This window comes from Methylomonas rhizoryzae (assembly GCF_008632455.1).
GTDB lineage: Bacteria > Pseudomonadota > Gammaproteobacteria > Methylococcales > Methylomonadaceae > Methylomonas > Methylomonas rhizoryzae.
Genome location: NZ_CP043929.1, coordinates 608,696 through 620,041, shown reverse-complemented (window position 1 = coordinate 620,041; position 11,346 = coordinate 608,696). Strand labels below are relative to the sequence as shown.

Here is an 11,346-nt window from a genome sequence, read left to right as displayed (position 1 = left end):
GGATTAGGGTATCAGCTCTAAAAAAGATTCAACGCGCCTGAATGAAGAAATCACCGCTAGACGAGTGAGATTGATAGGCGCCGAAGGAGAACAGATTGGGATTGTTTCAATCACGGAAGCCTTACAGACCGCCTACGATGCCGACATGGATCTGGTCGAAATTTCCCCGAATGCGGACCCCCCGGTCTGCAAAGTAATGGATTTCGGCAAATATCAGTTCGAGCAAAACAAAAAGCTGCAAGCCGCCAAGAAAAAACAAAAACAAATCCAAATCAAGGAAATCAAATTCCGTCCCGGCACAGAAGAAGGCGATTACCAAGTCAAACTGCGCAGTCTGATCAAATTCCTAAACGAAGGCGACAAGACCAAAATTACCGTGCGTTTTAAAGGCCGAGAGCTATCGCACCGCGAACTAGGCATGGATCTTTTAAAGCGCATAGAAACCGATTTGGATGAAGTCGCCGCTGTCGAGCAATTTCCCAAGCTGGAAGGCCGGCAAATGGTCATGGTCATGGGTCCGAAAAAGAAAAAGTGATTCTGCCGTCGTTTTACACGGCAAACCGATCCTAGTTTGGGTCGTCAAGTGGTGACTATTGTTGCCAAATCCCTTGGGGCCGAGCATTTTGCCTCACCGGGTTTTAATCGCAGGGATTCATCATTACTCATTGGAGAAAACAAATGCCAAAACTGAAAAGCCACAGCGGCGCTAGCAAGCGCTTCAAAAAAACCGGAAGCGGCGGCTTTAAATGCAAACAATCGCATAAACGCCACATCCTGACCAAGAAAACTACAAAGCGTAAAAGACAATTGCGCAAAACCGCAATCTTGCATCCTTCAGATACGCCGTTGGTAGCACGCATGCTGCCTTATAGCTGATAACACCGTTACTGAAGAGAGAAGATCATGGCAAGAGTTAAACGCGGCGTCACCGCAAGAGCAAGACACAAAAAAATCCTAAAGTTAGCCAAAGGCTACTACGGCGCCCGGAGCCGGGTTTACCGTGTCGCCAAACAGGCAGTTATTAAAGCCGGTCAATACGCTTATCGCGACCGCAAACAGAAAAAACGCCAATTTCGTGCGCTTTGGATTGTCCGTATCAACGCGGCTGCGCGTATTTGCGGCACTTCATACAGTCGTTTGATCAACGGCTTGAACAATGCCAACGTCGCGATAGACCGTAAAGTGTTGGCCGACCTCGCCGTCAGGGACATGGACGCATTTGCTGAAATCGCAAAGATAGCCATTGCAAATCAAAGCAAACCCTAACCGGTTTGCAACCGGCCTTTAATCATAAACAGGCCGAACGAAATGCGCTCCCCGCTTCCGCGGGGAGTTTTCTGATTGACCATCAGAATCCGCTCCCATTACCGCCCTTCTCCACATTTATAGTGAGCTTAGTCGTGTCGGCTAGTATCGAAGAAATTCTTTCGCAGGCATTACAAGCGCTTGCACAGACCCAAGACCTCAATCAACTCGATCAGGTCAGAGTCCACTACATCGGCAAAAAAGGACTAATCACCCAGTACATGAAAGAACTGGGCAGCTTGGACCCTGAACAACGCAAAATCGCCGGCCTGGCCATCAACAACGCCAAAAACAGTTTTCAAGAAGCGTTCGATACCCGCAAGCACAGCTTGGAAGCCGAACAACTACAAGTGCGCTTAGCCGGTGAAAAGTTGGACGTCACCTTGCCGGGCAGAGGCCAAACCAGCGGGGGCCTACACCCGGTGACGATTACCCAGCGCAGAATTGCAAAAATTTTTGCCGATGCCGGATTTCAGATCGCCGAGGGCCCGGAAATTGAAGACGATTACCACAACTTCGGTGCGTTAAACATTCCGGAACACCATCCGGCACGGGCCATGCACGACACCTTTTACTTCGATGCCCACACGGTGCTGCGCACCCATACCTCTCCGGTACAAATTCGCGTAATGGAATCGGAAGAACCGCCATTGCGGGTCATAGCGCCTGGTCGGGTTTATCGCTGTGATTCAGATATGACGCATTCGCCCATGTTTCATCAAGTAGAAGGCTTTCTAGTAGATACCGATGTGAGTTTCGGCGACCTCAAAGGCGTGATTTTCGAATTCCTGCGGGCTTTCTTCGAAAAAGAGGTCAACGTCCGCTTTCGCCCCTCGTATTTTCCGTTTACCGAACCGTCTGCCGAATTCGACGTATCCTGCGTGATGTGCGATGGCAAAGGCTGCCGCGTCTGTAAACAAACCGGCTGGCTTGAAGTCGGCGGTTGCGGCATGATCCATCCGGAAGTCTTCAAATCGGTAGGCATAGACTCGGAACGCTATTCCGGCTTTGCGTTCGGCACCGGAGTAGAGCGTTTAGCTATGATGCGTTACGGCATCAACGACTTACGCATGTTCTTCGAAAACGATCTTAAATTTTTGCAACAGTTTAACTAAGAGTGGCTTGAGTCATGCAAGTAAGTGAAGCGTGGTTAAGGGAGCTGGTCAACCCACCTGTCGACACGGCCCAGCTCGTCGCCCAGTTGACCATGGCCGGTTTGGAGGTCGACGCCGTTCAACCGGTGGCCGGCCAATTCAGCGGCGTAGTGGTCGGGGAAGTTTTAACGACCACCCAACACCCGAATGCCGACAAATTAAAAGTTTGTACCGTCAACGTAGGTCAAGGCGAAGCCTTGCAAATCGTCTGTGGCGCCGGCAACGTGCGTCCGGGATTGAAAGTCCCCGCCGCTTTAATCGGCGCAATTTTACCCGGCGACTTCAAAATCAAACAATCCAAACTGCGCGGCGAATCGTCATCCGGCATGTTGTGCTCGGAAAAAGAGCTGGGGCTTGCCATTAGTTCGGACGGATTGATGGAATTGCCTGATGACGCTCCGGTCGGCACCGACATCCGCGACTATCTAAGTCTCGACGACAACATTATCGAATTGGGTCTGACTCCGAACCGGGCCGATTGTTTGAGCGTCGAAGGCATCGCTCGCGAAGTCGCCGTATTGAATCGCATGAAATTCGAGCATGCGACCATGGCCGCCACTCCCATTGACCACCAAGAGCAATTGCCTATCCAAGTCGAAGCGCCGGAAGACTGCCCGGCCTATTTGGGCCGCTTGATTAAAAACGTGAACGTAGCCGCCGCCACTCCGCTGTGGATGCAAGAACGCCTGCGCCGTTGTGGCATACGCAGCTTGAGCCCGGTGGTCGATGTTACCAACTACGTGCTATTGGAACTTGGCCAGCCCCTACACGCCTTCGACGCGGCAAAGTTAGTTGCGCCCATCGTGGTGCGTAACAGCCGCGCCGCAGAAAGTATCAACCTGTTAAACGATCAGACCGTCGCGCTGGACGGCGAAGCGTTGGTCATCGCCGACCAACGGCAGGCTTTGGCTCTGGCCGGCATTATGGGCGGCAGCGACAGCGCGGTATCTGACGACACGCAAGATATATTCCTCGAATGCGCGTTTTTCACCCCGCTCGCGATAGCCGGAAAAGCCAGACAGTTCGGCCTGCATACCGATTCGTCGCACCGCTTCGAACGCGGCGTGGATTTCACCTTACAGCAGCGCGCTATCGAACGGGCTACCCAACTCATCGTACAAATCGCCGGCGGCAGCGTCGGACCGATCAATGCGACGGTTAACGCTGCGCAGTTACCGGCCCGATCACCGGTACCGTTACGCCGGCAACGCATCGAAAAAGTCCTGGGCATCACGCAAGACCCAGCGCAAATCCAAGCGTTGTTCGAAGGCTTGGGCATGAAAACCGAACAAACCGCCGACGGCTGGCGAATCACGCCACCCGGATTTCGATTCGACATCGCCATCGAAGAGGACTTACTGGAGGAGATAGGCCGTATTGTCGGCTACGACAACCTGCCCTGCGGCAGTCCTAACATGCGCACCCAACTGGGCCAAGCGCCGGAAACACAAATCGCGCTTAGTCGCGCGCAAGATTGCCTAGTCGATCGCGGTTATCAGGAGGCAATCACCTTCAGCTTCGTCGACGAACACATGCAGTCCTTAATTGCGCCGTCGTACGAATTTGTCAAGTTGCAAAATCCAATTTCTTCCGAACTGGCCGTCATGCGTACCACCCTGTGGTGCGGATTGCTCAATGCCGCCATATACAATATCAACCGCCAACAAACTCGGGTCCGTCTATTCGAAAGCGGATTACGCTTTGTAGTAGACCAAGGTCGTACCGATCAACAAAAAATGTTGGCCGGTTTGGCGCTCGGCAATGTTTTCAACGAACAATGGGCGGAAAAATCTCGGCCGATCGACTTTTACGACGTTAAAGCGGACGTCGAAGCGCTTTTGGCGCTGTCCGCCCGGCCGTTTTCTTACCAGTCAGCATCGCATCCGGCCTTACATCCGGGGCAAAGCGCGCAAATTTTGGATCAAAACGGTCAACCGGCGGGCTGGCTAGGCATGCTGCATCCCAACCTGGAAAAGCAACTGGGGTTTGCTAGCCCGGTATTTTTGTTCGAACTCGCTCAAGACGCACTTCTGGCGAGTCGCAAGCCCGGTTTCACACCACTGTCGAAATTCCCTTCAGTGCGGCGCGATATGGCCATCATCGTCGAACAAAAAATTTCAGCCGCCGAAATCCTGGAATGCATCCATGGCTGCAACGAGGAAAAGGTTCGCGAAGCCTCTATTTTCGACGTTTACCAGGGTAAAGGCGTAGAAGACGGGTATAAGAGCGTCGCCTTGAGTTTAGTGCTACAGGATTTCGGGCAAACCCTAACCGACACGGAAATTGATGCTATATTTCGCAAGTTGTTAGCAAAAATGATATCCGAATTGAATGCAAAATTGAGGGAGTGATTGTGGCATTAACCAAAGCAGATATTGCTGAGAAGTTGTTTGAAGACCTGGGTTTAAACAAACGGGAGGCGAAAGAAATCGTCGAACTTTTTTTCGAAGAAATCAAGCACTCACTGGAGAGCGGCGAGCAAGTCAAAATTTCCGGATTCGGTAAATTCGAGCTACGCGATAAAAACGGCCGCCCCGGACGCAACCCTAAAACCGGGGAAGAAATTCCCATTACTCCTCGTCGAGTCGTGACCTTTAGAACCGGTCAAAAACTCAAAGCCCGAGTAGAAGCCTATGCTGGAACCCAGTAATAACAACGAATTGCCGGTGATACCGGCAAAACGTTATTTCACAATAGGGGAGGTCAGCGAATTATGCGGCGTTAAACCGCACGTATTACGCTATTGGGAACAGGAGTTCACCGAGCTCAACCCGGTAAAACGCCGCGGCAACCGGCGTTATTACCAGCGACACGACGTATTGCTGATTCGGCAAATCCGCGCCCTGCTTTACGAACAGGGCTACACGATAGGCGGCGCCCGCGCGCATTTGGTCAGCGATAACGCCAAAGAAGACGCATTGCGCACCAAACAGTTAATTCATCAAATGATAGGCGAGTTGGAGGATATCCTGGAGCTACTCAAGTAAGCACGCTAGGCTTACATTGTGGTATCATAATAAGCAGATTTCGTTCCTCTTTCATCGAACAAGCAAATCTTTCGGGGCGTAGCGCAGCCTGGTAGCGCACTTGTCTGGGGGGCAAGTGGTCGTGGGTTCGAATCCCGCCGTCCCGACCAATTAAATCAAAGACTTAGAAAATCGAGTTTTTGATGAGTCCTTGAAAAGCTGGTTTCGGTACAACAATTTTAAACGCTTGATCTGTACACACGAAACGACGCCAACCTAACTTCATCTTGGTGTTACAGCCCCAAAACCGCTCGCAACTTCAGCCACAGCTTTAAACTCGGCAAGCTGGCGCTCGTTTCGAGGGATGCAATGTGGTTTCTTGAGCATCCCGCTTTCTTCGCCAACTCTGCTTGAGTGAGGCCCAACCGAAGTCGGCTGTTTGATTTTCGCGCCTGTCATTGCAGAGCTTTCGCCAACTCAGGCCGCAATCGCGAGAATGTTTCCCGTTCACAGCCGATAGCGTCCACGAGTAAGGTCGTTAAGCCGGAGTGCCGATAGCGTCGTAGGAGTGTTTGCAGAACGTGATTGCGTGGCAGTCCCGCTGTTTCGAAGGCGTCGCATAACCGATTGACAATGAATAATGCTTTGTCTGTGACAGATTGCCCCGAGGTCGCTAGTACGAATGCTGTTAGCGCTTGGTACTCGGCCAGCGTCAAACGCTGGATTGCTGGCCAATAGTCCGGCAGCTTCGCTATCTCCGAACGAGAAGCGTAAAGAACTCGACTTGAAAGGATCGGCTCAAAGGTTGGACCTTCAAAAGCATTGATAATCGTGCCTCGGGTTGCAAAACGGTAGGGAACGCGTTTGCCTTCAGGATCTACCAAACAGGCCGCGACAACACCGCTTACGACCACACCTACATGTTCACGTTGAGGTAGGATCGGCAGATGCGTAGAGTAATCGCGGACGATGACGGATTTTGTTTCGATTATTTTTGTCAGTCGACACACAGTGTTACCTATTAAAATTGACTTTTATCACAAGGTCGCGGTTGACTGCCGGCAGTCGTGCATTGAAAATGCACTCGCCGTTTCGGAATTTACCAATCCGAAATCAGGCACCGACGGCAGCAAACGTCGGTTTACCCCACTGTGGCAGCAACCGCAGCGGGGCCAAGCGGCCCAGCAAGACCGCTTGGCAAATGAGGACTTTTTAAAGCGAGGTCGGCCGACCGGTCGGCCTCGCACCTACCAAACCACTCAGTTCAGAATAAAACCTCTCTAACGCGGCTTGTTCTGTTGAAGGCTGGCGTTCAATCACCGATTTAAGACGACGCGCACCTTTTGCGCATGTAAATAGCCGTTCCTGATCGATCGCTGAAAGTAGTTTTGCGGCTGAGGTCGTGCTGACTTTGCAAGACTTAAGCAGCCCATCAACCCCAACAACAGAAAGGTATTCGCCTAAGTGTTCTGGCTTGATCTCGCGCATCAAGGGCGGCTTGCTGAACACGGCGGTGTAATGTGAGCCGTGCAAAGTGGTTTCGTTATCGCCTAGCGCGTCGCAATGTTCGGCGAGGGCCCTTCGGATGGTGTCTCGGCGTTCGGTGAGGGCGTCGTAAGCGGCTAATTGCGCTTGCAGTTCACCCAGCTCGTCGGTCAGTGATTGAACTTGGTCCAAGGATAAAGTGGCCATGGTCTCTACCTATTGATTGTCTGTGCGGCAGACTTTCCGACCGGCGGAACCGCTCCGCCGATGGTTCTACGATATACCCCCGCCACTAGTTTTCTTGGGTACAAGCAGCAAAGGGCTTAATAGGCTCCCCCGACAAATTTTTCGAATTTCTGAAACTCGAACGTGACTTGCGTCACACTTTTGAGGAACAACGCCAACCGCAAACGTGGGCTGGCGTCGTCGGTTGAACGGTGTTACTGAAGTTCGCTCGGGTTGACCTGATTTTTCACTGTATTCGGCTTGCCCCACCAGGTGACGGCCGGCCTGGTAATCCATCGCGTGCCGAAGAGTACAGGTATTGCCCCGCCTTGCTCTGCTACAGGGAGTTGCGAGATTTTATCCGGATCAGGGATAGGCGGCTCCGGCGGTTTCTGGAGCATTTGATAAATGGATATGGCGATGTTGACGACGCCGACGACGGTGAATACGGCTGCGGCGATAGCATATATTGGCATGTTGACCTCCTGTTGTCTCAGTGCGTTGGGACCGCGTCGTGGTGGGGTGGACGCGGAGCGTGTTTGAGCCTGGTGTAAACTCGATCTAGCACCACGGCTCGTTGTCTGTGGCCACGAGCTAGGGCTGCATACCGAGAACTCACCAGTTGCTGAAGCACATCTTCAAATTCGAACAACGCCAACGTGTCGGTGGATAGTGTTTGGCGCTTGAGTTTGGCGGACTCCGCCAGGCAGAGTTGGCGATACAGTGACCTGATAGCCTGTTCGAGTTTGTCGGCTGTTTTCGGCGTCGGCCGGGCAATGTCGGCTAGAAGGTCGTCTCGATAGTTGAGCTGTGCTGGAACGATAGGTTCCACGCCGTGGATGATCGCGGTGTACGCGTCCGATAAAGCAAGTATTGCTGTGACTTTCATTTTTGCCGCCTCCATGCGGTTAGATCATTTGAGTTTAGCTAGCGCTAACGCAGCCTGTGTGATGATGCGGGCCGCGTCGCGTTGCGTTTGCAGATCGTCTGAATCGAGTTGCCGCGACAGCTTTGTCAGCGTTTTTTCGAGAAGTTGCGGCAACGTCGACAAGAGTTGGCGCTCGATGATGGCTCCGGCGTCGTGTCTTGCCGGAGGCTGATATTGGTTTTTCATGGTAATTTCCTTATTACTAGTATGGTAATGTGAGTTTCTCCGAAAAAAACCTCACACGCTGCAAGCCACGGCTGGCACGGTCTGTAGCGATTTTTGTGAGTTAGGAGTTTTTTTTGTCCCCCTCGCGCTGTAAATAGGGAATAGATTTTTTTCTCTCTCAGACTGGAGTTAAAAGAAAAACTCACAAAACTCACACTCAACCTCTACAACCCGCGCCAGCCATGGCTTTGAGCTGTGTGAGTTTCTCACAAAGAAACTCACAACAAAAAATCACAAATTGTCCGTTTCAACCGAACAGACGCCCATTTTGGACGTGTGAGTTTTTTTTTCAGAAACTCACACCATGTCGAGTCGCCACTGCACCACCCGTCGCACCGCACCCGCCCGGACCAGCCGCATCCCATCCACGACCCGCCCCGCATGTCGCGCGACATATCGCCCGGCACTCCGCAGATTGACGCCGCCGCGCCCATCCGGGTAGTACGACACCCCCCACGACCGCAGCCCAGCCACCCCCAGCGCATCGGGCACCGTCGCCGGCACTACTCCCACCTCGTCGCGCCACGTCGCAAGCAGCTCCGCGAGTGCCGCCGCCTCCTCATCCACGACGACCGCAGCCGGCACCGCCTCCGCGATGTCGATCCCGGTCAGCCAGTGCACACATCCACCGATCTCAGCAACAAATCGGTCATACGAACCCATCGGACGACACCGCGACGCCTCACCAGACGCCCGCCACGCCCGCAACATGGTCAGCAGACACGTCAGCAGCCGCTCGCGAGACGCCGCTATCTCCTCCACTGGTGAAAAATCGAACTCCCTCGCCTCCGGGCGCTCGCAGCGTGGATCCAGTCTGATCTCCACAACACGCCGCGGCATATCGGGCAGGTACTGCACATTGTTGCCGGTCGCGAGCCACAGTTCACCATCTGTGGGCAACCGTAACATCCGGCTGGCCCCCAGCAGCCGACCAGTATAGACCTCAGACGTGAGGACCCCGCACAGCGTATCGCCTCCGAGCCTAGCGTTAATGTTATCTAACAGAATCAATTGCTTACCTTCGCACAACATCGACACGATGGACTTGTCGGACTCATCCGAGTCCCCGAGATATTTGGCACCAGGCACCTGCCGCCCCTCAACCAGCGTAGCGAGACACTGAGCCAGTAGCGTCTTACCGCTCCCTGGAGCGGTCGCCGTGATGACGACCATCGGTACATTACCCAGCAGCGGTCGCTGGATCGCAGCGAGACACGCCGCCAACCACACCGCCGGGTCGCGACGCGACTCAAACGTGAATCCCCTCACGGGATGCAAGACCTCGCGTACAGCCTCCAGCGCCGCCTCTCGCGTAGCGGGAACCACCTCCGGTACGCCCGGCCAACCCTCTGTCAGGTACAGCCCACCGGCGAACCCGCGCCGCCTGATCACCTGCCCATCGTCGGACAAATATGGCACCGACCGCACCCCTCGCAGCCCAGGCAGGCCGCAATCGATCCGCGTCGCGTAGGCCGCCCACCATTGCGGAGTCGGCTGCATCGCGACACACTCCCACGACCCATCTCGGCGCTGCTCCCAACGCCGAAAATCAACCAACCTGCCGATCAGGATCGCCAGCAGCTCTCGCGATACGGGCCGTATATCACCCTCGCGCGACACCTGCACCACCTCCCCGCCCCGCATGTACAAGTCGGGGTAGCGACCCGCACACAGTACGGCGTCCACCTCGCTCATGGTGCGCAACGGATACTCGGAGTCGTAGACGACCTCGACGCGAGACAGACGGGCAAGGTACCCGCCACACGCGAAACTAAAAATTTGCCGTCGCGCCGCATAGAATGCGCCTTTCCAGCCGCGATGCGGCTCAACCGGATCCAGACTCAGCATCTCGTCGTACCGGTCCGGATCGCGCAACACGTCTAACACATCTACTACGCCGACTCCCTCGAAATCCAGTTCATGCCCACCCGTGATACGCACAACGGGCAAACCCGTCCGACTAACTTCGGTGCTGTCCACCCGTCGCAACGTCTCTACGACCTGCCGGCGTATCGCCTTGGGGGCTGCGGCCCCTCGACCCTCTCGCCACTGCCGGGCGACCTCCCGGGCCTCCCCCTCCGCGTCGGCATACGCCGCAGCCCGTGCTGCCTCAGCCTGCGCCATCTGTCCCGGAGTCAGCGACCACAGCTCACTCAGCGCCCCTCCCCCGACGTACTCCACCGGCCACGACACACGGGCCACACCATCGCGACAGGGGTTGGCGCCGCAAAAATCAATTCGCTCGGGGGCAAACACCGACAGATCGATCTCGGTCGTCTCGTCAATATAGATTGCGTAGCGTCGATGACCTGACGCCGTAATCTTGACGCGCCCCCAACCATTGAGCCACGCGACATCGGCAAACGACGACGCAAAGTGCCCCAACATCAGACCTGACCGCAGCACCCAATACAAACGCACGCCGCCCGTGCGCACCGTCGGAACCTCATCGACGCCGGGCCGATACACCCCTGCCGACGCCGAGCCTCGGCACATGAACCCCACATCCAGCAATGGCGGGTAGATCGACCTCAGCGTTGTGACGTACTCCAACACGTCGGCTAGCGGCTCACCTGTTGGCCTATCAAGATCGAAAAACACCAACAACGGTTCATCGCGCAGCGGAAAGTTTGCCCGAGTCCGGGCTATAGCACCCTCCACGGGCTGGCGCTCCGTGCAAAGAGCGATGTCGTCAAAGTCTGAACGTCCGAGTATGATGCAGTCCGACTCACCGTATCCGCCGATATGATCGGCGAACTCCCGCAGTCCGGTTACGGAGATAGTCTGCACCAAACCTCTGGCGATGCTACCGTGTACGACCTTGCGGATGCCTCCATCCGGCCCCAGCATGTACTCTTTTCCGGCCACTGCCGGCCACTCCGACCGTAGCCGGCTGAACCGAAACGGTACGCCTATCTCGTTGTTATCGCTTGTTTTTTGGCAAAAATCCATTATATTATCCCTGTGAAACATCAATGTTCCACGATCTCCCTGATGTTGCCGGCCTCCCTCAATCGTGACCGGCTCCTTTTTTGGGGCATGGATGCCCCATGCGCCA

At 54.7% G+C, this 11,346-nt stretch carries 14 protein-coding genes and 1 tRNA gene; 8 read left to right on the top strand and 7 right to left on the bottom strand.

What is annotated here, in order from left to right; genetic code table 11:
- Window positions 1-10 precede the first annotated feature (10 nt).
- From infC to F1E05_RS02930, 8 genes are all read left to right on the top strand, one after another.
- Complete coding sequence (gene infC, locus F1E05_RS02965; protein WP_150046590.1) at window positions 11-535, top strand: translation initiation factor IF-3; 525 nt, start codon at window positions 11-13, stop codon at window positions 533-535.
- A gap of 143 nt (window positions 536-678) precedes the next feature.
- Window positions 679-876: a 50S ribosomal protein L35 gene (gene rpmI / locus F1E05_RS02960; protein WP_150046588.1), complete on the top strand. Its 198-nt coding sequence runs from the start codon at window positions 679-681 to the stop codon at window positions 874-876.
- A gap of 27 nt (window positions 877-903) precedes the next feature.
- Window positions 904-1,266, top strand: coding sequence for a 50S ribosomal protein L20 (gene rplT / locus F1E05_RS02955; protein WP_150046586.1), 363 nt, complete (start codon window positions 904-906; stop codon window positions 1,264-1,266).
- Window positions 1,267-1,400: 134 nt separating this feature from the next.
- Complete coding sequence (gene pheS, locus F1E05_RS02950; protein ID WP_150046584.1) at window positions 1,401-2,420, top strand: phenylalanine--tRNA ligase subunit alpha; 1,020 nt, start codon at window positions 1,401-1,403, stop codon at window positions 2,418-2,420.
- Window positions 2,421-2,434: 14 nt separating this feature from the next.
- On the top strand, window positions 2,435-4,810 hold the full coding sequence (gene pheT, locus F1E05_RS02945; RefSeq protein ID WP_150046582.1) for a phenylalanine--tRNA ligase subunit beta: 2,376 nt from the start codon (window positions 2,435-2,437) through the stop codon (window positions 4,808-4,810).
- 2 nt (window positions 4,811-4,812) lie between these two features.
- Complete coding sequence (ihfA, locus tag F1E05_RS02940; RefSeq protein WP_190303231.1) at window positions 4,813-5,109, top strand: integration host factor subunit alpha; 297 nt, start codon at window positions 4,813-4,815, stop codon at window positions 5,107-5,109.
- On the top strand, window positions 5,093-5,446 hold the full coding sequence (locus F1E05_RS02935) for a MerR family transcriptional regulator (protein ID WP_150046580.1): 354 nt from the start codon (window positions 5,093-5,095) through the stop codon (window positions 5,444-5,446). Before ihfA ends, F1E05_RS02935 begins: the two co-directional genes overlap by 17 nt.
- 72 nt (window positions 5,447-5,518) lie before the next feature.
- Window positions 5,519-5,595, top strand: a tRNA-Pro gene (locus tag F1E05_RS02930).
- Window positions 5,596-5,718: 123 nt separating this feature from the next.
- On the opposite strand, the gene F1E05_RS20845 is transcribed toward F1E05_RS02930, so the two are convergent.
- The 7 genes from F1E05_RS20845 to F1E05_RS02895 form a co-directional block, all read right to left on the bottom strand.
- Complete coding sequence (locus F1E05_RS20845; RefSeq protein ID WP_150046578.1) at window positions 5,719-5,850, bottom strand: helix-turn-helix transcriptional regulator; 132 nt, start codon at window positions 5,848-5,850, stop codon at window positions 5,719-5,721.
- 30 nt (window positions 5,851-5,880) lie between these two features.
- Window positions 5,881-6,435 carry a hypothetical protein gene (locus F1E05_RS02920; RefSeq protein WP_150046576.1) on the bottom strand — a complete coding sequence of 185 codons (555 nt, stop codon included), beginning with the start codon at window positions 6,433-6,435 and terminating at the stop codon, window positions 5,881-5,883.
- 202 nt (window positions 6,436-6,637) lie between these two features.
- Complete coding sequence (locus F1E05_RS02915; RefSeq protein WP_150046574.1) at window positions 6,638-7,117, bottom strand: hypothetical protein; 480 nt, start codon at window positions 7,115-7,117, stop codon at window positions 6,638-6,640.
- A gap of 233 nt (window positions 7,118-7,350) precedes the next feature.
- A complete protein-coding gene (locus F1E05_RS02910; RefSeq protein WP_150046572.1) occupies window positions 7,351-7,611 on the bottom strand; it encodes a hypothetical protein in 261 nt (86 codons plus the stop codon).
- A 17-nt stretch (window positions 7,612-7,628) separates the two neighbouring features.
- Window positions 7,629-8,024 (bottom strand): hypothetical protein, encoded by a 396-nt coding sequence (locus F1E05_RS02905; protein WP_150046570.1) that lies wholly within the window; start codon window positions 8,022-8,024, stop codon window positions 7,629-7,631.
- A 24-nt stretch (window positions 8,025-8,048) separates the two neighbouring features.
- Complete coding sequence (locus F1E05_RS02900) at window positions 8,049-8,249, bottom strand: hypothetical protein (protein ID WP_150046568.1); 201 nt, start codon at window positions 8,247-8,249, stop codon at window positions 8,049-8,051.
- Between the two features lie 336 nt (window positions 8,250-8,585).
- Window positions 8,586-11,240 carry a hypothetical protein gene (locus F1E05_RS02895; RefSeq protein WP_150046566.1) on the bottom strand — a complete coding sequence of 885 codons (2,655 nt, stop codon included), beginning with the start codon at window positions 11,238-11,240 and terminating at the stop codon, window positions 8,586-8,588.
- Window positions 11,241-11,346 lie beyond the last annotated feature (106 nt).